This is a genomic window from Planococcus beijingensis, from assembly GCF_016820615.1.
Classification (GTDB): domain Bacteria; phylum Bacillota; class Bacilli; order Bacillales_A; family Planococcaceae; genus Planococcus; species Planococcus notacanthi.
The window spans coordinates 1-23,047 of record NZ_JADHDZ010000009.1 but is presented as its reverse complement, the minus strand read 5'-3'; the positions used below and the strand labels follow the sequence as shown (position 1 = coordinate 23,047).

Sequence of the window (23,047 nt, the reverse complement as noted above, 5' to 3'; positions counted from 1 at the left end):
TATATGTTCGCAAAATGTAATTTAAGCGAACATATAGGGGTAGTAAGTACTTTTTCTAGAAAATCGCTAAGTGAATGAACTAATTGCTATAGAATCGCTTTTAAATAAGTAGTTAAACTTTCTTCCACACATTGCGCAATCAACTCGACGAAAGGCTGCGTATTACCTTGTACGCTCGCTGTTTCCAGCACTTTGTAATAGGTTAAGCGCTGTGCGTCTTCCGCTTTAACGATAGCAGGAGGGAAGCCATGCCCCATCAGAATCAAGTTCATCAGTAGCCTCGCGGTCCGGCCATTGCCATCTGCGAATGGATGAATATAAACGAATTTAAAATGAAACAATGCGGCCAGCTCCACCGGATGCAGCCGATCTTTTTCATGCTCGTACCAGGCGAAAAGCTCTTGCATTTCATTCGCCACCTGCAGAAAATGCGGTGGTTCGTGCTGGCTACCGGAGATTCGCACGTTGATGGAACGATATCTACCTGCATTTTCATCGTCGATATTCTTTAAGATCAAGTGATGAATCGTTTTTAGCGTGCGCTCATCCAACGGTTCGGTTTGAGTGACCTGCTCCTCAATAAAGCTAATGGCCTCGGCGTGGTTGATGACTTCAAAATGTTCCTGCAGCCGTTTACCACCAATCGTTAAGCCATCTTCCATGACTACTTTCGTTTCAATCAGCGATAAAGTATTGCCTTCGATGGCATTCGAATTGTACGTCCATTCCACACGATACACGTCGCGGAGGTTCTTCACAGCCGCAGCCGGAAGTGGTCTGTATTGATCTAATTGCTTTTTTAATTCGTCGACGCGAGTAAATGAGCTCATTTCGGAACACCTGCTTTTCAGAAGATTAAAGGAAAAATTGCTTGATTTAAGTAGATTTGATGCTAAATGCCTTGATACTCTTCATTTTATCATATGCCTTTTCTATTTGTTCGTTAAATTGATATTTTGCGAACATATAGAAAAAGCCAAAAGACAACTGTTAGCAATCAGTTCTCTCTTGGACTGTACTCCCTTAGTTCTCTCTTTCCGATAAGCAGCCTATAAGCCATGTTTACGTATTATCAATGCTTGGACAAGGACTGGGAACATGTCGTCGTCCGTTGCACCCACTAAATGAGCCAGCGATAGCTCATATTCGTAGAAGCCGAATAAATTAGCTGCCGCCTTTGCCATTAAAACATGGCCGCTGCTGAAGTCCTGTTTTTCAAACATGTCCAGGTGGTTAAATCCCTCACTGCTGAAATATGGTGTGGCTTTTTTATAGAGTTCTTCTGTGCTAGTCAGGATAAAGAGGGCCGATTGGTATTCGGAGCTAGCTTGTTGATGCGCACTCAATTGACTCAAATGTTGATTAAATCTGGATTGATGTTCAGCGTCTAAGAAAATAGATGAAAGTGTTCGGCTTTCTGAGTGAGATCCGGAATCTCTTTGTCGGTATTCAGACACTTATTTCCCTCTTTTCATTAAATAGTAGTGTATCCATTACGCGGTTCTTATAAAATTCTTTCTCAATTAAGTATATCGCAATTACTTCTTTAGAATGAGAAAATTCGGATTAAATTAAACGAATGTTAAACATCGACAGTCTCTTTCTGTTTAACGGACAATCTTTTCCATCGGAGATTCAACTAAATAGAGGTCTTCAGAATCGAATATTACTACATTCGTTCCATCCCTATGTACAGTACTTCTATATTTTATCCCCGCATATCCTTTGTTCTGAAAGTATTGAGCTATTTGAGAACATTTTTATATATCAAAGGATCCTAATAAGAAAAGAGAAGGAGCTTTTTGGCTCCTTCCCTTCCGATACTCCCTCATATGTAAACTTTTACTCATCTAGAAAATAAGAAAACTAATGGTTTTTGCAAATCGATCTGGATTTTCAATTATAAAAGGGAATATCTATGTGACGGTGCTGCTTGGAACCTTGATAGCTATCCCAATGAATGGAAATTAAATGTCGTTATGGGCTTAGCGGTAACATCCGTACATAATTGGAAACTTGCTAAAGCAAAGTATCAATTTCAACGAATTTATCGATTATCGCTGCAAGTCGTTTTCTGAATTCAACATCATGGATTCAAAGAACAGAGAAGGCGAGTTTTCATTCCATTCGTTGAAACTTACGTTTGCTGTCCGTTCGGTTGTATAGCCATAAGCCAGTTGTGTACGAGGATCATCGGTCAACTGCAGTTTGACCAATGGCCCTTCAGGCGTCAGCCAGTTTAACTGGGCTAGACGGTTTTCAAGCGAAAAAGTGATCCACCCATCTTCTGCTTCTTCCGTTTCGAACAATGGTTCTTGCCCGATCATCATCCAGGTTTGGCTCTGATGTTTTGGCGGCAGCCAGTAATTTTTAGCTAAAACACCTTCCTCTAAAGTAAATTCAGGGATTTCGTGGCGAAGCTCTTGTACCCAGTCCCCATTGCCCAGCTGCAGGTTACGTGAAACGAAGACATTCCCCTGCAAAATTTCTGTATTTCCTTTAGTGAAGACTCCATACGGATTTGTTGTCGGATCGGGACCATAAATTTTTTCGTCCAGGCTTGCCACAGCTTCCGGGTTCCATGACTTGAAGTCGACCTCGGCCAGATTTTTGATATTCAAGGATAGAGCATATGGAATCCATCCGGTATTTTCAATTTCTTCAAAAATGAGCGATGTCCCGTTTTCCAGTGTCCGTTCGACCAATGTGTAAGTTCCGACATTCAGGCCAAGCAAAGACATGTCATAGACAACTGTCATATCGCTGCCTTTTTCTGTAGCTACCGGTTCACTTAAGTTGATGAACATAGGCTTTTCAATCGCCAACGTCACTTCTTTGTCCGAATAGACCTCGACTTCATTTTTCAAAAACATGATAGCTGTAAAAATAATCAGCATCATGAAAAATACGACGAATAATAAAATCACTAATTTCCTGAACATATTTCCACCTCAGTTTTCTGTGTTGTAGCTAGTTTTGGTTAGAGTTTCTGAAACAAAAGAAAAAATCGCACAATAAAGCAGCGAATGAAGGTGTTTTGATAAGTTGCCCATAAGCCAACGAAATTTGGTTGAGTCACTTCCAGAGTCGTTCATAAATTAAAGCTAACAGTAAAAAAAGCGCCCTAGAGGCGCCTTTTTTTACGCGTATGAATGTAGTCCCGCAATGATCAAGTTGACAACTATTAAATTGAACATGATAATCGCGAAACCGATTACCCCCAACCAGGCTGATTTTTCACCTTGCCAGCCTTTACCGAGACGTAAATGCAGATAGGCCGCATAGAATAACCAAGTAACCAACGCCCAGACTTCTTTCGGGTCCCACCCCCAGAAACGGGACCAGGTGATTTGGGCCCAAATCATGGCAAAGACCAGCGCGCCCAGAGTAAATAATGGAAAGCCGATAATCACTGCACGGTAATTAATTTCATCCATCAGTTGAAGATTGACATTTTTCATTAGTGGTTGAATAAGTTGCGATATTCTCCGGCGGGTAATCAATCTAATTAGGACATATAGAACAGTTCCAACTAACAAAGACCACGTGACAGTCGTCAGTTTACTAGCATCTACTAACGCTGGGGTTTCGACTAGTGGTGTCATGGCATCCTCTGTTACTGGAACCGATTCATTCATACCGAAAATAGGGGGCATGTTATAAATAATCGTGGCTTCCTGATCATCTTTGTTCACATACTGAAAGGTGTTTTCATAATTTGTTAGGGTGAAGTAAGAACTTGAAATAACAAAACCTACGACTAGCACCAAAAAATACAGAATTCCTTCCAGCCAAAATCGCTGCTTTGACTTTTTTGACAAATCCACCACTTTGAGCAAGTAAATCAACCCCGCTGCCGCACTCATGGCCAAGATCCCTTCCGCAATGACAACCGTGCTGACGTGAATCGCCAACCAGTTTGTTTGAAGCGCCGGGATAAGCGGGCTGACTTCACTCGGGAACATGCTTGCATACGCAATAATCAACAAGGCCACCGGCAATACAACCATTCCTAAAACGGGTGTTTTATAGAGGAAATAAAGAATGATGAATCCTCCTACAAGCGTCATGCCGAACGCTGTCGTAAATTCAAACATATTGCTGAGAGGTGCATGTCCCGATACGATCCACCGGGTGAAGAAATAGCCGAGGTTTGCAAGAAAGCCAATCACGGTGATCGTAATCGCTACTTTTCCCCAGCGTTGTTCCGAGTTGAACGTTCCTTTCTTATTGCCTTTAACAGCTCCACCAAAAACGAAAGTGGCAATCAGGTAAGCAAAGAACGCAGCGTACAGTAAATTCGAGCTAATCTCGGTTAATGTCATGACGAAGACTCACCTTCCTTTTCCGCTTTCTCTTTTTTATCGATTTCATCCTGCTGATCTGTGTAAGCAGGCAATTTAGCAGAGTCAACCACTCGATCCAGGTCTTTCTTCAAGCCGAACCAGTTTTTATTGGTATGGCCAGCAAGCAGGATCGTGCCATCAGCCTTCTGCTGAATCCAGAAACGGCGGTGGTTAAAGTACATCCCCTGCGCGACACCAATCATGAAGATCAAACCGCCAAGGCCAAGAATCGGCAAGGTGCTGTCTTTGCGAACCGTTAAACCGGAGACATTACGCGTATCCGCATTCTGAAAGGTTAATTTGTATTGATTTTCACCGAGTGGTTCCACCGTATTCTGGATGGTGATAAAGCTTGTTTCCCCTTCCGGTGTTTCTGGGGTAGTCAGTTCCACCAGGAAACCGGGATTGTTTGGCAAAGGGGTCGCAGTTTGCGGTTCTCCATCTTCAAAACCAGAGAAATCTGGGTAATAACCAAGCAGTTCTACTGTTGATCCAGTCTCCAATTCGTACAGTGCATCCGGATTAATCAAGTCGATTGTCAATTCCCCCAATGATTCTTCCGTTTCTTTGTTCGTCAACGCGAATGTCATTGCCTTTAATTCATTCAGTTTATAATCCATTTGATACACGGCATAGCCATCAAATTTCAACGGCTGGTTGACACGGATCGGGTATTCTTGAACGACTTCCAAGTTATCGGTTGCACCGGGCAGGCTATCTTCCGGCTCTTGATAAAGAACGATATCTGTTTGGTAGTTCTTCACGACCGTTCCCACCCGATCGATTGCTTCCCCGAACTTCGCGTCTTCTCCTTCGCCCGTATACGTTTCCAATTTAAAGTTTTTGTTTTCCAGGTAATAGCCCGGCACTTCAGGAATCGCTCTGGTTTCGCCTTCGCGCAGCCAAAGCGTTTCATCGACATAAAATCCGGGCATCATCCGCAGCATGACGCCGAAAAGGAAAATAATCAGACCGATGTGATTGACGTAGGGGCCCCATCGGGAAAAACGGCCTTTTTCAGCCAATAGTCCATTTTTTTCTGTCCGGACAGTGTATTTCAACTCTTTTAATTTCGTTTCTGCTTTTTCCAGTGCATCTTCAGCCCCAGGGCCGCTGCCATAAATGCGCTGCTTGTCCATAAAGCTTGGATGGCGCAAAACCCGTTGGTTCTTTAACGACTTATAAAGCGGGACGAAACGGTCCAAGCTGGCAATTACCAACGAAATGGCCAACATCCCGACCAATGCGATAAACCAATAGGAGCTGTATAAGTCATGGAACCCAAGCGCATGATAGACGCGTCCAACACTGCCGTACGTATCGGCATAATAAGCTTGGATCGTTGCTTCGGTACTCGCTGGAACAAAAGCTTGCTGGGGCAGGATCGTGCCAATGGCTGCAGCTACCAACAGGACGACAATAATGCTGACTCCTACTTTGACACTTGAAAAGAAGTTCCAAATTTTATCGATGATGGATTTATTATAGGTTTGGGAACGTCTGGCTGTGCCCTCATAACGCATATCCACTAGCTTGCTGTTTTGATCTTTTTCAGTCAAAGAGCGCCCGCACGACTCACAAAGCTTCGTGCCAGGAGGATTCGTATGGCCACATTGGCATTGTATGTTTTCCATCTAAAAAATCTCCTTATTCGGGTTTGATTTCTTCCATGTAGCTGGAAATGTCCTCTTCAGACATCTCCCCGGTAATGATTTTCGTGATCTTCCCTTCAGGATTGACCAGCAGTGTAGTCGGCAAGGGACGAATGTTGTAAGCTTCCATTACACTTTTGGTTTTATCAATCACAATCGGAAAGGTTAAATCCCGTTGTTCCGCAAATTGTCTCACTTCATAATCGGACTGAGCAATATTGACGGCTAAGATTTGAACGCCTTGGTCCTTGTACACTTGATATTGTTTTTCCATCAGCGGAAATTCTTTCTCACACGGTTTGCACCAAGTCCCCCAGAAGTTCACAAACACGCCTTGACCTTGGTAATCCGATAATTGATGTTCTTTACCTTCAAGATCCACTAAGGCAAAGTCCGGAGCTTCATCTCCCACTTGCAATAGTTCACTTTTTTCACCTGCAAAGCTGTTGTAAATCGTAAAAACGATGGCTCCTGCCATCACCAGTAAGATAGCCGCCCGTACATAAGACCGCTTTTTCTTTTTAACTGTCATGTAAAAACCCTCATTTCTATCTAATCAGTTAGAATCCTGTAAATCCTCCTGTGAATTGAGAAAGGAAAGCAATAATTTCTGTCATCATATCAAAATACAATAAAACACCCATCAGAATCATCAATGCGCCGCCAATTGACATGAAAAGCGCACTCTTTTTCTTTAGAAAGCTCATTTTCTCAATGAACAGGGACATCAAAAGGAAGGGAATCGCAAAGCCTAACACATAAAACAGCATATAGAGGAGCCCTCTATCCGGATCGGCTACGCCAAGTGCAATGACCCCTGCCAAAATCGGTCCCGTACAAGGCGTCCACCCTGCCGCAAATCCAATACCAATCAAAACAGAACCGGCATATCCAGAGGGTCTTTTTTGGAAATGGACTTTTTTATCTGACAGCAAAAAATCAAACTTCAAAATTCCTGTAAGGACCAAACCGAAAAATACCATCAAAATCGCACCTAATTGCCGTAAAAGAGCTTGGTTTTCCAAGAAGAACGATCCGATAAATGAAGTGGATAATCCTAATGCCAAAAAAATGATGGAAAAGCCGATTAAAAAGAGAATGGTGTGAATCAACGCATTGCGCCTCATCACGCCTTTTTCGGTTTTCAAGTCATTCACTGAAACACCGGTAATGTACGAGAGAAAAGCTGGATACAGCGGCAGGGAGCAGGGAGAAAGAAATGATAACAGTCCTGCACCAAACGCTAGAAGTAAACTGACTTCTGCCACATGGTCATCTCCTTATAAAAATTTACAGCATGAACCAGTCATACCTGCTTATGATTTAAACGGACTTCTTGCGGAATCGATAGGTAACGCTGAAAAATCGAAGGTCAATCCTTCTTGTTTTTGACCACTAAGACCACCATGGCTACTGAAATCAAGATGAAGGCAATCAGCGCGAGGAAAGGAATTGTCACAAATCCAAACCAGTTGATATACTCAGAGCTGCAGGGAACACCACTAACACAGGGTTTAATCCCCCCGAAGCCAGGTACTTTTTGTTCCAGGTAATGGAGAATCGAAATACTTCCTCCCAAAAGCGATAAAGGCAAGACGTAAATAAATACCTTTGCATCGTTCCGGAATGTGGCAATTCCTAAAATCAAGACCAGTGGATACATCGCGATTCGTTGATACCAACAAAGTTCACAAGGAATGAATCCTTTGATTTCACTGAAGTACAGACTGCCAAGTGTCGCAATCAATGCCACAAACCAGGCACCGTATAACAAAATCGCATTTTGGCTGGATTGTATTCTTTCTTTCTCCATTACTCCTCACCCATCAATTCTTGTTCAATCAGCTCTTTAATCGCTTCATAGTCAAACGGATCTTCTAATGTCTGCCCATTGATAACAATCGTCGGTGTTTGGGCAACTCCAGCTTCTTCCACTAACGCTGTGTCAACTTCCACAGCATCCATTGTGGCTTGCTTTTCCATATCTTCTTTCAATTTCGTTTGATCGATTGATGGATAAACTGCTGCCACTTCCAGAACTTTTTCAGGAGTGATCCAGGCCCCGTCATGGTTTACTTCTGGCTGTGCCGCAAATAGAGCTTTGTGGAAATCCCAATAAACTTCCGGACTTTGCTGATAAACGGATTCTGCCGCTAGAGAAGCTAACGTAGATTCCTCTCCATGGAAAAGAACGTTGATATAGGAAAACTTCGCCTCTCCTGTGTCCACGTAATCCTGAACGAGTTGCGGATAAACCGTTTCTCCCCACGCTTTGCAAGAAGGACATTTGAAGTCTCCAAATTCGACGACTGTAACTGGAGCTTCTTCTTCGCCTAAAATCGGCTGTCCGCTGAGATCGATTTGTGCCGTTTCCACTGCTGGCGCTTCTTGTTGATTAGTCAAAACCACAATCGCAACCAAAATCACAACTGCTAAAGATGTTAAGAGAACCGCAAACTTCAAGCCGGATGGCTTAGCTTTTTTCTGATTGTTATTCATAATCTTCCTCTTTTCTGTATAGGTTTATTTAAGAAATACTCATCATCAATCCTACATACAATGCCAACACACTAAATAGGCTCATTAATAAGGAAACGAATGAAGGTGCCTTCTGCTTAAAGCAGTAGAGAACAAGAAAACCAAAAATGACAGCTACCCCAAAGAACAACGAGCCCAGAAGAGTGAAATCAACTTGCAGGTGCATCGCGGGATCGATCTGCCCCGAATAAAAGTAACGGAAGAGATCGGAGGCACCACTTCCCTTCAAGTAGGCTTCAATGGAATGAGGAGGCTCTTGCTGGCCCAATACGGCAGTTGCCGCAAAAATCAACAGCAAGACGACGCTTTCTGCCCTTGACCAAGGAACCGGATTTATGTCTTCTCCACGTTGGAGTTTTCTTCTCATCCAGACCCCATTAATCCAAGCGAACAACAAAACAGGGAGTACCAGTAAATGCTTCAGCAAGATTGCCTGGCCGTAGGGCATCATCCAAGCATCTTGATATTCCGTTACATCCACCGCCAATGTCATGATAAAAATTCCTGAACCGACGACAATCGCCAAACAACTGAGGGCTACCGGTGTATACCATTTTAAAAAGGACAGCCAGTTTTGTGCAGTAGTCGAAAACCAACTCACCACCAACAACAAGCCTACCCAAACCGCGACAGCTGTAAAATGCAGCGTATGAACAACAAAGCCACTCCAGTCGGTCAGGGAAGCTGCATGGCTTGCCCATCCCACCGCCAAAAGCAGAATAAAGGAAAAAACAAGCGCAATGCCTATAAATGCTTTTCTTTTAAAGACTGGAACAAGCGACACAAAAAGGTAGAAAAATACCGAAATAAAAACAGTTACGGTCCAGGCTTGCCCAACTTCGAATTCTCCTATGACATTTTGAGTTGTTACTAAAAGACCGATATCTTCATAGAGAAACAGAATTAATCGAATGACCGGTGCCGCAGACAAGAAGGCGATTCCCAGAATGGCCACTTGCAACACACGTTTGTTGATTTTCAAGTGGGGCTTTAGGTGAGACGGAACCAGTTGAATCACCAATGTACCGATCAACAGGGAAAAGCATAGATACAGCAGAGTCTCTGTTACATAAATCCAAATCATTTATTTCCCCTTTTATTCGACACCCACATCAACGTGCCAACAGCAATCACTGCCAGTATCATCAACACAATCACCATCACATAAGGTGCATTAGTCGTTTCCTGAGGAGCCGCTAGATTTTCATTTAGAGGTTCTTCCGTTTCCCCTTGGTCTGCCAGTTCGTCCTCAGTGGACGGCGTAGCTTCTTCTGTTATCCCTGAAGAGATTAAGTCCTCACTGACTTTTAGGGTAAAGGCATAAGTTCCTTCAATGGGATGGCCATCAGCTCCGATGATCTTCCAGTTGACCGTATAGGTGCCGTTTGCTATTGCCGCCCCTAACGTCCCTGTCATGGACTGTCCACCAATTTCAACACCTATTGGAACTTCCTGTCCTCTTTCATCTTCCACCGTAAAAGAGCTTCCTTGTTCCAAGTCGGTATTGAATTCCAATACCATTTCTTGCAATTCCTCGGTGACTACATCTCCCTCTGCAGGGTTAGCACTTTCCAATGCGGTGTGCGCAAAGACGGCTGATGATGTTAGAGATAAGAAAAATAATAGGAATAAGACCACTTTTTTCACTAGACTTCACCTCTTTACTCGTAACTTTTTTCTTGTAAAACTGATGCTTTTACAGCACTTTTTCTTTTTATTCCCCATTCATTCTAACAGGCGAACAACAACATTTAAACAATCGTTTGAATATAAGATTGACAAAGTTTCGAATTTTTCCTACACTGGACATAATCAAACGAACATTTGAATGAGGTGGAACCATGGATGAAATAAAAATCAAAGTTAAAGTTGGAACAAAACAAGATACTTGCCAAACCTTTTGCTATGACGAAGAAGTGATTGAGCGAATTCAGCCCAAGCTCGTTGGAATCAGTGGAGTTGAATTGCTTTTCAAAGCACTTTCGGATGCAACGCGCTTAAAGATCACCTATGCGTTAACGCTGGAAAAGGAACTATGTGTATGTGATGTCGCCAATATTCTCGAGACTACAACGGCCACAGCCTCTCATCATCTTCGCTATTTACGAAATATGGGCTTAGCGAAATATGAAAAAAGAGGGAAATTGGTCTTTTACTCACTGACAGATGATCACGTAAAGCAACTGGTACGCATTGCGTTGGAGCACGCCAAAGAGGATCGATACAAATGAGCAAAGAAACGAATGGTTATCAAATGCGTAATCTGTACGGCAAAATTCGAGAAAAACATTCGGAACATTCTTTCTGTTCAAGATGTTCAGTTGAATTGCGGCGCTTCGAAAATCTCAGTTGCCGGTGAAGCCTCTATATGAACAGTTGGAAAAAGTGAGAAAATCATTTGACCCTTTTTTTCGAAACGGTGCCTTTGCACTAGGATTGAAAATACTGGCGTTGCTTTTAATCATCCCAGGGTTGCTCACTCTTTGGATGGCTATCTTCGCTGACATGAGCACCACATTAATTGTCGTATTGAACTCTCTTCGACTGATGAAGAATAAATATTAAGAAGATAACTTAAAGAGAAAATGAAATAAAGAAACAGCCGACATCTCTTGGGATGTCGGCTGTTTTTGTTAAGATCCAATATAATTTCGTGGATCAACTGCATTGGAACTTGAACCGTTCCAGATGCCGATATGTGTTTCGAAATGTAGATGTGGTCCGGTCGAACGCCCGGTATTCCCCATGCCACCAATTCGTTGTCCCTGAGATACTGCCTGACCAGTAGAAACGTCAATCGAGTTCAAATGGCCATATACCGTCGTCATCGTTTGCCCATTGACTGAATGTGTAATGACAACGGCATTACCTAGTCCGCCCATCGTACCAGCACTTGAAACGTAGCCGTTGGCTGCTGCCATTACCTGTGTACCTGGAACATTAGCAATGTCCATGCCTGCGGTAAATTCAGGTCCATCTCCAATATCACGCCATCCAAAATTAGAGGTGTTTCTGCCTGCTGCTGGTCGGATAAACGGAGACCCCGAAGCTGCTGCAGGAGCTTCATACTCACTGGCTGGTGCATTCGCTTCTACGGATTTTTCCACGCTCGGTGTTTTTACAGCTGCTGATTTTGTACTGCTCTCAGCCGCAGCTTTTCGTTCTTCTTCAGCTTGTCTCGCGGCAGCTGCTTCTTCAGCTGCTTGTTGTTCAGCCGCCGCCTGTTCAGCCGCCGCTTTTCGTTCTGCTGCCAACTTGCGCTGACGTTCTTCTTCAGCTTTTCTTGCCACTTCTGCAAGACGCTTCTGTTCATTCACAATTTGTGTTTCCAGTTCCGCACTGATGTCCAGAGCTTCAGCACGCTGACCCTCTAAATTGGATTTCTCACTTGCTAAACGTTCTTGTTCAGCTTGTAATTCTCTCCCAAGACCTGCTTGCTCCGCTTTTTGCCCATCAAGTGAAGATTTAAGAGTTTCTAACTCTGCGCGACGTTCTTCTTGCTCAGCAAGTTTTGTTTCAACTTGTGCTTTTTGCTCAGCCAGCAATTCTTTGTCTGCCGCCTGTTCACGCATGATGTTACGGTCTGCTTCGATTAACGTATTCACGGCTGAAAAACGGTCGATGAAATCAACAAAGCTGTTTGCGCCAAGTAATACATCTATGTAATCCACCGAGCCTCCACTTAATTGGATGGCACGTGCCCGTTCTTGTAGTAATTCCGTACGTTCAGCAATTTTTTGCTCAAGTTCAACAATTGAAGCCTTTAATTCTTCAATTTCCTCTTTTGTTTGTGCAATAGTGCCTTCAACGCTAGCGATTTTCGCTCCAGTTTCTTGAATTTTAGCATCAAGTACCTGAATTTGTGCCATGATTTCTTCCAATGTGGACTTATTTTTAGATATTTCATTCGACTTTTCGTTGATTCCAGAGTTTAATTCGCCTTGCCTCTGTTCAACTTGCTGTTTCTTTTGCTCTAGTTCACTTAGTGTATCAGCACTTGCTGTTGGTACCAGCAGTGATAAAGCCAATACAGAAGTCAAACCAGTCAACATCCATTTCGATATCATGTTTCGTTTCCCCTTTCAAATCCCAATTCATTTCTCTCTATATCGTTCTATTTAGAAAAACTTAAAATATGCGTGTACATCCGTTAAAGTCATTCAGGAAGTAGCTATCAGTTAACTTCATGAGTTTAAAAACCCAGTTTAGTTTAACTATTTTTAGTTCCCTACAAATTCCGGCTCTGTTATTGTAACACCCTATACGGTTTGCTTTGTTACAGTCACATTTCATTTTGGTATAAAATAATAACAATTTAACATTTTTACTTGAAAATATTAGGGGATAGAAAAATCCAACTCATAAATATAAGTCGGATTGCTTACTTGTATGCTTATTTACTATCATTACTCTTATAACAAATTTTGGGCGTTGACATGTGAAATTCGCTTTACCCATGGTTAGGCTTTGGGAATTCTTCAACATCACTATTCTTTGATTTATTTGCTTTAGCTAAGTTCCGTTTCCGTCCTCTACGCCAAGCCAACACAAGAAAACTTATAAACAACGTATAAAGAAGAATTAAGGCAGCAATATAGGCTTTATTAAATCCCTTTCGTTCGATGACATTGAAGGCTTCCCCTAACTCACGATCCAATGTAATTTGGTAATCACCGTCATCATTCTGACGAACCACGTCATTTTCAAATAATCCCCGCATTTCTTTGTCGTCACCAATCACTTCGGCTGGTATCGTCAAACTCTTTGTTGAGGAGGAATTATTAATAGCGATAATCCATGACTCTTCCTTATTAGACCGTTTATAGACAAGCCATCCATCCTTTTCATGCAAGACTTCCGTTTCTCCTGTCCGAAGTGCTTCCGACTGATTTCGAAGCGAAGTCAAACTTGTAATGTGGTCAATCAGTTCTTCGTCTACCCCCATATTTAGAATAGAGTGAGATTCAGGGGGGGCACTTCCGTTCATAGCAATCTCGGAGCCGTATTGAACAATCGGGATTCCGGGCATGGTCAATAACTGAAACATCAATAAGTTCCATCTCGTTGGGGGAAACCCTCTCACTGCCACTATATCAGATGTAAAGCGATTGCTTAAAAGAGAATCCACTCGAGTTAATTGGCCCTCAGCCGTCTCTTCAAAGTCCGGAGAAGTTGTTGAAAGGGGATCGAAATTTTTATAACTGCTTCGCAAATCCTCTTCTATACCAGGCTTTACAACCGCATCCAGTCCGGATTGAGGTCCCATTTCTAAGTCGCTTATGATATAGACATCCCGAATACTTTTCATGGTTTCTGAAAATTGACTAATAAAATCTTCATCCAATTGATCTGCGGTTTGTAGGCGAATTCCATCTATTTCATATTCTTCGACAAATTCACTGAACCAATCAATTAATTTTCTTTGAGCTTCCGGATTTGTTGTATCCAGTGCCATCGTTCCATCTTCATTTTCAGAGAACCACTCCGGATTCTCTTTGTTCCATACGTGTTCTTTGCTGACCCGTTGAGTTGGAATATCGATTATTACTTTCATATCCAACTCATGGATTTTATCAATGGCCTCTTGAAACTCCTCCTCCGTACCAAAATGACGTTCAAATTGTTGATAATCGATTACTTCTTTTCCGTCATACGTATCCGTCGCAAATACCGGCCCAATCGATACCATTGTAAATCCCATATCTTTGATGTACTGCATTTCGCTTGCCAATCCTTTAAAATCGCCACCATTGAATGCGGTTATATCCCGGGAATCCACTTCATAGTCATTCTGTATAACTTTATTGAAGTAACGATCGACTAACAGGTCGTATATGATTTCATCTTGCAGTGAATTCTTTTCTTTTGCTGCTGCTGGAGTTACTAAGCTCACTAATAAAATTCCAGTTATAATTGCTAAAAACCACTTTGCTTTCAATCCAACTTCCTCCTTCGGTAAAACTCATCGATTTCCTTACGTCCGGTCTAGTTTATCAAACAGCAGGCATCGCTACTATGCAATATTATCAAAAATCAAGTATCTCTAGCTTAGTTTCGTCGAAACTGTGAAGAAAGATGTTTGCTTCATGGTTGATTCCCCATCCAGTTCAGTACCAATGCACATATCTTTTTTCATAGAATTGCCTTATTACTTAGTTGATTAATCGCCTAAATCCATTAGAGTTAGAGTTACCTGACGAGATAAGTTCAGTTAGTAAAAATACCTAAACAGAAGAAGTGAGGGAGGAAAAAGATGACAGCAACGAAAAAAGAGAACAAAAGAAAACAAAAAAAAGAGAGATCCTCAACATACGGATTCCTCTTTTATAGTGTGGCTCTCTTTGTTTGGGCCCTTTATGATTTTGTTTTGAATGATAAAACGGGATGGCAAATGCCCATTTTGCTTATTGGACTGGCTATTTACCTTTGGTCAAAAGTGTTTTACCACCAACAACTAGTTAAACAACTTGCTGAAACTAAAAACAGTTTTAAAAAAACTTAATGACAGAATTTCTTTCGAATCCGAACAGGACAAACGGTAAATTCATATAAAACTCATCCTTCTCCATTAAAAAGAGTTGGCGAAAAATGCTGAAAATTATTCAAATACAAGATATTCAATCTTTTCCTTCATTACAGAAGCAGTACTTAAAAATAGTTGTAGCTCAATGCAGCTTTTTGCTGAGCGAAGCTCCAGCTTTTTTGTAGTATGGCAATACATCAGTTCGTTTTTCATAATGGTAAAAATAGTCCAGTGTACCGAGAAATAACGCTTTCCCCATTCTTTGACGCTCCAACTCCGATTTTATAAATTGAAGATCCTTCGAATTATCGATAAATCCTATTTCAGTTAGGGAGGCAGGAACTGTGTTTTCACGCAGCACGGCTAAATTCCCTACTTTAACTTGACGATTGGTCAACTTCCACGCTTCTTGCATGCGTGCCTGCAGATAAATGGAAAGCGCACGTGACTCTTGGACGTTCGGATTTGTCGCTGTTGTTTTCGCATAGTAAAAGGTTTCTTGTCCGTTTACTTCGCCATTAAATTTATTGGTATGAATGCTAACAAAAACATCTCCATCATTTTTTGCTGCTGCCTTAGCACGGTCACTTAACTCAATGAAAACGTCGGTACTGCGTGTCATTGTAGTAGCAATCGGTGTTTGATCAAAATAATTTTTCATGTGTTTTCCGACATTTAGAGTAATCATCTTTTCTTGAAAACCATTAGCGACGGATCCCGGATCTGTCCCTCCATGACCGGGATCTATAATAACTTTCAAATCACTCGTTCCTAGGGAAGTGGAAACTGGCGCTGGAACAGTTGGCTTTAAAGCTACAAGATAATTTGTACTGACGTAACCAATAACACCATTCACCTGAACATGTGACCAGCCATTTTTTGATGAAGCGACATTAACGGTTGTTCCATGTTTCAAACTGCTTATTACTTTATCCGAAGTGCTGGGACCAGAACGCATATTTAAAGCATCAGCACCTGTATTAACATACATTGTCTTGCTAAATGAAACACCCTCCGGTTTAACTCTGAAATTTTCATTTAAGCTTCTTGCCAAAAAAATTGCAAAGTCTGCTCGAATGATGGTCTCGTCCGTTCGAAAACTGCCATCAGGAAAGCCTTGTGCAATTCCTTTTCGCATTAAGTTGTCCACCGAAGTAGAGATACTGATTCCACCCAAATTAAAACTCCTATTTATCAGAAGAGCCATCTCTCCACGAGATAGAACTTTATATGGTTGAAACGAGCCATCGGGATAACCTGATATTATCCCTTTCCGAACTAATTCATCCACATACCCTGAAGCGAAGTTGCCTACTCTTACGTCAGAGAATTTGGTATTTCTTTTAACTCCACTTAACCCTAGTGCTCTGCCGAGCATAGCGGCTGCTTCACCTCGGGTTACCTGTCGGTTAGGCACAAAAGTTGTTGCCGTTACCCCGTGGACAAAACCACGAGTCACGAGATACGAGATTTCAGCTTGAGCTCGATGATTAGCTACGTCTACGAAAGTGAGATTTGTATTTGCATAACTTTTTGGCGTGTATATCGAGACTAGCAAAATCATTAAAAGCATTATTATCCATTTTTTCAACTCATAATACCTCCTATTTTATACCTACAATATACTTTAAACTGTTTCTACTTGAATACACATCTGACATTATATTTAATTTTTATTTTATTTTGTCATTTTAATCGGAACACCTGGGCAGAAAGATACATTTCGTTATAGAGATTTGGCTTTTCCAATGAGATTCAGCTGGTTATACGGGTGCAATTCGATAATTTTAAGCTAAAAAGAATACTCTGGGAATATACTTGACAATTAATAAAAGAAAACCTTATAATCAATATATGAACATATGCTCATATATTGATTATAAGGTTAAAATATATCTTTGGAGGTCTTTAGAAGATGAGTATGGATTTTGAAAAAAAAGAAGTTTCCGTCACGAGTAGCCGGTTAGATGAAGAAACCCTCTTTGTCGTCTCCCAAACATTTAAAGCATTAAGTGACCCTACTCGAATTCGCATTTTGAATCTGCTGTGTTCCGGTGAATACTCCGTCAATGACCTGGCAGAAAAGTTGAATTTGGGGCAATCCACGGTGTCGCATCAACTGCGTTTTCTGAAACAGTTGCGATTAGTGAAATATCGTAGAGCTGGAACCACACTCTACTATTCGGAAGACGATAATCATGTCATGAATCTTTTAAAGCAGGCCATTGAACACGCGATCCATCATTGAAAAACGTTTAATTACAAGATTCACAGCTGGACATCCTATGCGTTGAAAGGAGTAAAAAAAATGGCACATGATCATAACCGATTACAAAAAGATGCTTCCAATCTCCTGCATTCAATGGGATTAAGTTATACACGACCGACTTATACACTTCAAAAATCGGATCCCAAAAAGCCAGACACTTTAGTTTAAGAGACCTTTCCAACATTTAAAAAAATTGATAGACGGTGAGATTGATCACCTGTATTTGAAGATGATTCGTGATTACCAAGACCGGTACCTGGTTCCTCAAAGGAAAACAGCGACTCATTCCCACCTATGGCCAGCATAAGGGCGTGAAGCTGATTGGTACGGCGGATTATGAGACCGGTGCAATTTTCTGCATCGAAGAAGAATAGTATAATGCCCATGCTTTTCTACGTTTCCTCTCGAGAATCTGAGCGATTTAATCAACGGGTAAAATTGTCATGATTCTAGACAACGCTAGGATTCACCACGCCAAATTGATTCAGCCATTCTTGGAAGAAAATCGATGTCGCCCTCAAATGGTCTTTTTGCCTCCGTGTAGTCCCATATTGAACATAATGTTAATGTAAGGTGTCTGGAAATAGTTAAAGGAAACAGTCATTAACAATGTATTCTTTGGCAACGTCCAGAAAATTATTCTGGCTATCAGTGCGTTTCTTCAGGACGTCATGCGCCGAAAAAAGAAACGATTGATCGGTTGTGCGTTAGATTAGTAAACATTAATTCAACTTATATAGATGATATTACACGCCACTTTTTTTAGTTTAGAGGGAATAAGTCCACAAAATTTATGGACACAAACAATAAGTGTACGAAAACCAAAGAGACTACATTTAAAGAGGTGATAGAAATGGAGACAGTTAAAGAACAACAATCTCATGAAACACATAACCATGACCATGATCACGGAAAGATGCCCATTATTTTGTACTTCATTGGTTTAGCCCTAGCGCTTATTGCTTTATTTTTAAATGGAGAGTATACAATTACTAAGAACATTTTATTTTCAATTGCAACAATTAGTGCGGGCTATCATGTCATTCTTCTTGAAGGAATTGGAGAAACAGTTGAAAATACAAAAGCCAAAAATAAATTTACACCTAATTCCCACATTTTAATGGGATTAGCTGCACTTGGTGCTTCACTGATAGGGAATTTTTGGGAAGGAACGTTGCTGATTCTCATATTTTCTGGTGCGCATTTTTTAGAAGATTATGCTGAAGGTAGAAGCAAACGAGAAATCACAAAATTACTTAAACTGAATCCAACGACTGCCAGATTGATCATTTCTGATGGCAATACAAAGATTGTTGATGTTAATGAATTAAAAGTGGGAGATCGGCTCCAAGTATTGAATGGAGATCAAGTACCCATTGACGGAGTCATTTTATCTGGAAATACCTCCATTGATGAATCTTCTATCAATGGAGAAAGTATCCCTAAAGAAAAATCAAAAGGAGACGTGGTTTTTGGGAGTACGATTAATGGAACAGGAACTTTCACAATGGAAGTCTCAAAAGAAAATAAAGATACTGTCTTTTCAAAAATCTTACAACTAGTCAATCAAAATCAAAATAATCAAACAAAAGCCGCCAGTATTATCCAGAAATTTGAACCGAAATACGTTACAGTTGTTTTAATGGCAATACCGCTCTTCATTATACTCACTCCTATGATTTTGGATTGGACTTGGTCACAAAGTACTTATAGAGGATTAGTTCTTCTAGTCGCAGCTTCACCGTGTGCTCTAGCTGCAGCTACCGTATCCGTAACTTTGTCAGCCACTTCAAACCTAGCTAAAAGAGGCGTACTTTCAAAAGGAAGTTCATATTTGTCTCAATTAGCCGGGATTCAAGCAATTGCCTTTGATAAAACGGGAACCTTAACGAAAGGAAAACCTGAAGTAACCAATTATTATTTTACTAATTCTGTAAACGAAGAAAATATTATTGATATCGTAGTGGCTCTTGAAAAGGAATCCAACCACCCCTTAGCAGATGCTATTCTAAGAAAGTTTGAACAAAAAAATAAACTAGCTATTGAAGTAGAAAATCAGATTGGTAGAGGATTGACAGGAGATTACAAAGGTAAAAATTATCGAATAGGAAAGCCGACTTCTTTTGACGGTGTTTCAGATGAATATATTCATTTAAATAGTGAATGGGCGTCAGAAGGTAAGACAGTCGTATATGTAGCAGAAGATGAAGAAGTGATTGGTCTGATTGGGCTAATGGATATTCCAAGTGAACATGCGAAAGAAACTATTGAGTATTTTAAAAAACTAGGTATACACACTACTTTAATTACTGGTGATTCTGAAATGACCGGGAAGGCGGTTGCTGAACAGTTAGGACTGGATGAAGTTATCGCTAATGTTATGCCGGAAGACAAATCTAATATTATAGATCAACAAAAAGAAAACTATGGCATAACCGCTATGGTGGGCGATGGTGTAAATGACGCACCTGCTCTTGTGAAAGCAGATGTCGGAATTGCTATGGGAGATGGTACGGATGTTGCAGTAGATGTATCTGATCTAGTTTTAATGAAAAACGATTTATCCAAATTAGTAAAAGCTCATCAGATTTCCTTAAAAATGAATCGTGTTATTTGGCAAAATATTATTTTCTCAATGACAGTTGTAGCATTTCTAATTATCGTTACCTTATTAGGATTAACGGATATAGCAATCAGCGTCATTATTCATGAAGGAAGTACATTGGTTGTAATTCTCAATGGGCTTCGTTTGTTAAGATCTAGATAATCTGGTCCAGACTTTTTTAAAATAGGATTACTATAAAGTGTTTGTAAAAGTACTTTTTTACAAACTTATACAGACCAAAAGAGAGAAAAGAGGCTTTTAAATTTGCCCTTTTCTCTCTTTTACTTAAGCAACTCCTAGAAAGCTATTGAGAGTTCCCTTAGAAATCATACGCACTAAAAGGAAGGTTATTAGCGGTCTTTCCATTCCAATTCAATGGCGGAATGGACAATCCTCAGGTCGGAAGTAGCCTTTCTTACTTTTTCTTTTATAGCGGCTGAATCCGCAAGGTTATCTCCCTCAACAGAAAGATGTAGATTCAGTGCATTCTCTTCTCCGTCGATCGACCAAATATTTAAATCCCCGACAGACAATACCCCTGGAATTTTCTCGATTTTCGCCTGTATTTCTTCTATATCAATTCCTTCGGGCACGCCTTCTAACAGAATTTTCATGGTTTTAGTAAGATTGCGCACAACGTTCACTAAAATAAACAGGGCAATTGCCAGGGATAAAATCGGGTCGAGGATATGAATATCCTTGAACAGCAGAACAATGCCGACAATCAGTACTGCCACCCATCCTAAAACATCTTCGAGCATATGCCAGGACAGGACTCCTTCATTTACTGATTTTCCTTTATGTAACTTGAAAGCTGCATAACCATTTAAAAGAACGCCTACAATGGCAAACCAAATCATCCCTTGGGCATTGGAATGTTCCGGATTAAACAGCAAAGGGATAGCCTGAGTAAAAATATAAATAGAGCCAGCAATCAAAACAGCTGCATTGATTAATGCGCCCAAAAGGGAAAAACGTTTATAGCCGAACGAAAACTTCTCATCCCCTTCTTTATTTGAAAAGTTTTGTAGAAACCAAGAAATCCCTAAAGCAATAGCGTCTCCTAGATCATGAATAGCATCAGACATGATTGCGACACTGTTAATTAAAAAGCCGCCAATGAGTTCTCCTATTGAAAATAGAAGGTTGATCATGAAAGCCAACTTGATATTCTTGGTGGATTTATGAGCTTTTGCCATGATACGTCCCCTTTCCCTGACTCCTGTTTTAGTTTCGATTTTAGAAAAATTACGTGGATTCTAAATGCACAGCAGAATCATCTGTCCTTTAGTCATCTATTCCCCGGAAACATCAAAATATGCATAACATTAATAAGTGGCCAATCGTTCATGTGGTCGTGCTTACTCAATGGCTAAATTAATATTCAACTTGTTTTCCTATCACTACTGATTTGCCATAGATTACAGGTGTTTTTTAAAATTCGTCACTTATTCATAATCGCAAAATCTATTACTTCGTTCATTCTAACAAGCATACTCAAATATTAAAACAATCATTTGAATGTATCATTGACAATCTAGCGAAATCTTTGTACACTTGCATTAATCAAACGTTCGTTTGAATGTTTAACTATTAGAAGGATATTAGTTGGTTCTAGTATTCACAAAGGAGTTGGTGGTGCTGATTACGACAATTTTTTCCGCTGTTGCAGCTTATATTGCGACAAGTATTGATTACGTCATCATTTTATTGATTCTGTTTTCACAGACCAAAAAATCCGGCCAATTAAAATCCATTGTCGTCGGTCAGTATTTGGGGACAGCCCTATTGGTTGGCGTCAGTCTATTGGCTGCATCCGGTCTTACCTTCGTTCCGGAACATTGGGTCGGGCTGCTCGGACTGATTCCAATTTATCTGGGAATCAAAGTGTGGTTTAAAGAGGAAGAGGAAGAGGAGAACGACGAAGAGGATATCCTGTCCCGCTTGTCTTCCGGAAAATCCAATCGTTTTTTTGTAACCGTCACAGTCATTACACTGGCGGCTGGCGGTGACAACATCGGTGTCTACATACCCTATTTTTCAACCTTAAATTTGAGTGAGACCGTTGTGATGCTTGTTGTCTTTGCCATTATGACAGCTGTTTTGTGTTACCTCAGCTACCGTTTGGCCTCCGTTAAATCAATCTCGGAAACAATCGAGAAATGGGAACGCTGGATTGTGCCGGTCGTCTTTATCGGACTGGGCATCTTGATCATGGTGGAGAACGGGACATTCCGTTTCCTTTGGAGTTTAGTGAGCTGATATGGTTTTCGAGTTTTGTTTTCTATAGAAAAGAAAGACTGCTGTAAAACAGCGAGTCAGAAAAAGGAGTGAAAGAAATTGGCAAAAGAGATTTGTGATGTGGTCTGTATAGATGAAGAAAAGGTGGAACGAGTCCAGCAACAGCTGGCAGAACAGAATCCATTGGAAGTGGCGAAGATCTTCAAGGCGTTGTCGGATGATACGCGTATCAAGATCGCCTATGCCTTATCGCTGGAGGACAAACTTTGTGTGTGCGACGTTGCGAATATCATCGGCTCTTCCACCGCAACCGCCTCCTACCACCTGCGCCTGTTAAAAAATATGGGGTTGGCGAAATACCGCAAAGAAGGCAAATTGGTCTATTATTCGTTGGATGACGCGCATGTGAAACACTTGGTGCAAGTGGCCTTCCTCCATCAGAAGGAGGTTGTTGAAGTTGGTTGAAAAAACAAAGGAAACAGAAGACAAAACGGTTTACCGGGTGGAAGGCTTTACGTGTGCCAACTGTGCCGGGAAATTTGAGAAGAATGTTAAGCAGATTTCCGGTGTCCAGGATGCGAAAGTGAATTTCGGGGCTTCGAAAATTTCCGTTTACGGGACGGCCTCGGTTGAAGAATTGGAAAAAGCCGGTGCATTTGAAAACTTGAAAGTGGCACCGGAAAAACCGAAACGCCAGACGGCTCCCGAAGTGAACGTGGCAGTCGAAGAAAAAAATGTCTTCCGGGTGGAAGGCTTTACGTGCGCCAACTGTGCCGGGAAGTTTGAGAACAACGTCAAGCAGATTCCCGGTGTCCAGGATGCGAAAGTGAATTTCGGCGCTTCGAAAATTTCCGTTTACGGGACGGCCTCGGT

The 23,047-nt window shown here is 41.1% G+C and carries 24 protein-coding genes; 8 read left to right on the top strand and 16 right to left on the bottom strand.

What is annotated here, in order from left to right; genetic code table 11:
* Window positions 1-86: 86 nt before the first annotated feature.
* The 12 genes from IRE19_RS16740 to IRE19_RS16685 form a co-directional block, all read right to left on the bottom strand.
* Complete coding sequence (locus IRE19_RS16740; protein ID WP_203341263.1) at window positions 87-830, bottom strand: Fic family protein; 744 nt, start codon at window positions 828-830, stop codon at window positions 87-89.
* 219 nt (window positions 831-1,049) lie between these two features.
* Complete coding sequence (locus IRE19_RS16735) at window positions 1,050-1,457, bottom strand: hypothetical protein (RefSeq protein WP_203341262.1); 408 nt, start codon at window positions 1,455-1,457, stop codon at window positions 1,050-1,052.
* 150 nt (window positions 1,458-1,607) lie between these two features.
* The gene (locus IRE19_RS18575) at window positions 1,608-1,748 is read right to left on the bottom strand and encodes an RES family NAD+ phosphorylase (protein ID WP_203341331.1); all 141 of its coding nucleotides are present in this window, start codon (window positions 1,746-1,748) and stop codon (window positions 1,608-1,610) included.
* Between the two features lie 306 nt (window positions 1,749-2,054).
* Window positions 2,055-2,942 (bottom strand): hypothetical protein, encoded by an 888-nt coding sequence (locus IRE19_RS16725; RefSeq protein ID WP_101805595.1) that lies wholly within the window; start codon window positions 2,940-2,942, stop codon window positions 2,055-2,057.
* Window positions 2,943-3,140: 198 nt separating this feature from the next.
* The gene (ccsB, locus tag IRE19_RS16720; RefSeq protein WP_191715289.1) at window positions 3,141-4,325 is read right to left on the bottom strand and encodes a c-type cytochrome biogenesis protein CcsB; all 1,185 of its coding nucleotides are present in this window, start codon (window positions 4,323-4,325) and stop codon (window positions 3,141-3,143) included.
* Window positions 4,322-5,980 (bottom strand): cytochrome c biogenesis ResB family protein, encoded by a 1,659-nt coding sequence (locus tag IRE19_RS16715; protein WP_203341261.1) that lies wholly within the window; start codon window positions 5,978-5,980, stop codon window positions 4,322-4,324. The genes ccsB and IRE19_RS16715 overlap by 4 nt, the downstream gene beginning before the upstream one ends.
* A 13-nt stretch (window positions 5,981-5,993) precedes the next feature.
* Entirely contained in the window at window positions 5,994-6,530 is a 537-nt protein-coding gene (resA, locus tag IRE19_RS16710; RefSeq protein WP_203341260.1) for a thiol-disulfide oxidoreductase ResA, read from the bottom strand.
* A 28-nt stretch (window positions 6,531-6,558) separates the two neighbouring features.
* Window positions 6,559-7,266, bottom strand: coding sequence for a cytochrome c biogenesis CcdA family protein (locus IRE19_RS16705; protein WP_101191810.1), 708 nt, complete (start codon window positions 7,264-7,266; stop codon window positions 6,559-6,561).
* A gap of 104 nt (window positions 7,267-7,370) precedes the next feature.
* The gene (locus tag IRE19_RS16700; protein WP_101191811.1) at window positions 7,371-7,811 is read right to left on the bottom strand and encodes a disulfide oxidoreductase; all 441 of its coding nucleotides are present in this window, start codon (window positions 7,809-7,811) and stop codon (window positions 7,371-7,373) included.
* Window positions 7,811-8,497, bottom strand: a complete 687-nt coding sequence (locus IRE19_RS16695; RefSeq protein ID WP_149456927.1) for a DsbA family protein — start codon at window positions 8,495-8,497, stop codon at window positions 7,811-7,813. Before IRE19_RS16695 ends, IRE19_RS16700 begins: the two co-directional genes overlap by 1 nt.
* 28 nt (window positions 8,498-8,525) lie before the next feature.
* Entirely contained in the window at window positions 8,526-9,620 is a 1,095-nt protein-coding gene (locus IRE19_RS16690; protein WP_101191813.1) for a copper resistance D family protein, read from the bottom strand.
* Window positions 9,617-10,183, bottom strand: coding sequence for a copper resistance CopC family protein (locus IRE19_RS16685; RefSeq protein WP_101191814.1), 567 nt, complete (start codon window positions 10,181-10,183; stop codon window positions 9,617-9,619). Before IRE19_RS16685 ends, IRE19_RS16690 begins: the two co-directional genes overlap by 4 nt.
* Before the next feature lie 194 nt (window positions 10,184-10,377).
* Here IRE19_RS16685 and IRE19_RS16680 point away from each other — a divergent pair, with 194 nt between their 5' ends.
* The gene (locus IRE19_RS16680; protein WP_101805597.1) at window positions 10,378-10,767 is read left to right on the top strand and encodes an ArsR/SmtB family transcription factor; all 390 of its coding nucleotides are present in this window, start codon (window positions 10,378-10,380) and stop codon (window positions 10,765-10,767) included.
* A 402-nt stretch (window positions 10,768-11,169) separates the two neighbouring features.
* Here the strand turns inward: IRE19_RS16680 and IRE19_RS16675 are convergent, their stop codons facing one another.
* Together IRE19_RS16675 and IRE19_RS16670 are read right to left on the bottom strand one after the other, a co-directional pair.
* Complete coding sequence (locus IRE19_RS16675; protein WP_101191816.1) at window positions 11,170-12,603, bottom strand: murein hydrolase activator EnvC family protein; 1,434 nt, start codon at window positions 12,601-12,603, stop codon at window positions 11,170-11,172.
* Between the two features lie 383 nt (window positions 12,604-12,986).
* Window positions 12,987-14,474, bottom strand: a complete 1,488-nt coding sequence (locus IRE19_RS16670; protein ID WP_101191817.1) for an alpha-amylase family glycosyl hydrolase — start codon at window positions 14,472-14,474, stop codon at window positions 12,987-12,989.
* Window positions 14,475-14,789: 315 nt separating this feature from the next.
* Here IRE19_RS16670 and IRE19_RS16665 point away from each other — a divergent pair, with 315 nt between their 5' ends.
* Window positions 14,790-15,038, top strand: coding sequence for a hypothetical protein (locus IRE19_RS16665; protein ID WP_225218477.1), 249 nt, complete (start codon window positions 14,790-14,792; stop codon window positions 15,036-15,038).
* Between the two features lie 163 nt (window positions 15,039-15,201).
* Here IRE19_RS16665 and IRE19_RS16660 read toward each other — a convergent pair whose 3' ends face one another.
* A complete protein-coding gene (locus IRE19_RS16660; RefSeq protein WP_225218476.1) occupies window positions 15,202-16,650 on the bottom strand; it encodes an N-acetylmuramoyl-L-alanine amidase in 1,449 nt (482 codons plus the stop codon).
* Between the two features lie 330 nt (window positions 16,651-16,980).
* Here IRE19_RS16660 and IRE19_RS16655 point away from each other — a divergent pair, with 330 nt between their 5' ends.
* From IRE19_RS16655 to IRE19_RS16645, 3 genes are all read left to right on the top strand, one after another.
* On the top strand, window positions 16,981-17,307 hold the full coding sequence (locus tag IRE19_RS16655; protein WP_101805639.1) for an ArsR/SmtB family transcription factor: 327 nt from the start codon (window positions 16,981-16,983) through the stop codon (window positions 17,305-17,307).
* Between the two features lie 464 nt (window positions 17,308-17,771).
* Window positions 17,772-17,900, top strand: coding sequence for a transposase (locus tag IRE19_RS18570; protein ID WP_101191818.1), 129 nt, complete (start codon window positions 17,772-17,774; stop codon window positions 17,898-17,900).
* 281 nt (window positions 17,901-18,181) lie between these two features.
* The gene (locus tag IRE19_RS16645; protein ID WP_101191819.1) at window positions 18,182-20,095 is read left to right on the top strand and encodes a heavy metal translocating P-type ATPase; all 1,914 of its coding nucleotides are present in this window, start codon (window positions 18,182-18,184) and stop codon (window positions 20,093-20,095) included.
* A 188-nt stretch (window positions 20,096-20,283) separates the two neighbouring features.
* Here the strand turns inward: IRE19_RS16645 and IRE19_RS16640 are convergent, their stop codons facing one another.
* Window positions 20,284-21,132: a cation diffusion facilitator family transporter gene (locus IRE19_RS16640; RefSeq protein WP_101191820.1), complete on the bottom strand. Its 849-nt coding sequence runs from the start codon at window positions 21,130-21,132 to the stop codon at window positions 20,284-20,286.
* A 442-nt stretch (window positions 21,133-21,574) separates the two neighbouring features.
* Here IRE19_RS16640 and IRE19_RS16635 point away from each other — a divergent pair, with 442 nt between their 5' ends.
* The 3 genes from IRE19_RS16635 to IRE19_RS16625 all read left to right on the top strand — a co-directional run.
* Complete coding sequence (locus IRE19_RS16635; protein ID WP_101803174.1) at window positions 21,575-22,195, top strand: CadD family cadmium resistance transporter; 621 nt, start codon at window positions 21,575-21,577, stop codon at window positions 22,193-22,195.
* Between the two features lie 78 nt (window positions 22,196-22,273).
* Window positions 22,274-22,639, top strand: a complete 366-nt coding sequence (locus tag IRE19_RS16630; RefSeq protein WP_101803172.1) for an ArsR/SmtB family transcription factor — start codon at window positions 22,274-22,276, stop codon at window positions 22,637-22,639.
* The coding region (locus tag IRE19_RS16625) for a cation transporter (protein ID WP_238943288.1) at window positions 22,632-23,047 on the top strand (416 nt) is incomplete at its 3' end. The genes IRE19_RS16630 and IRE19_RS16625, both read left to right, overlap by 8 nt.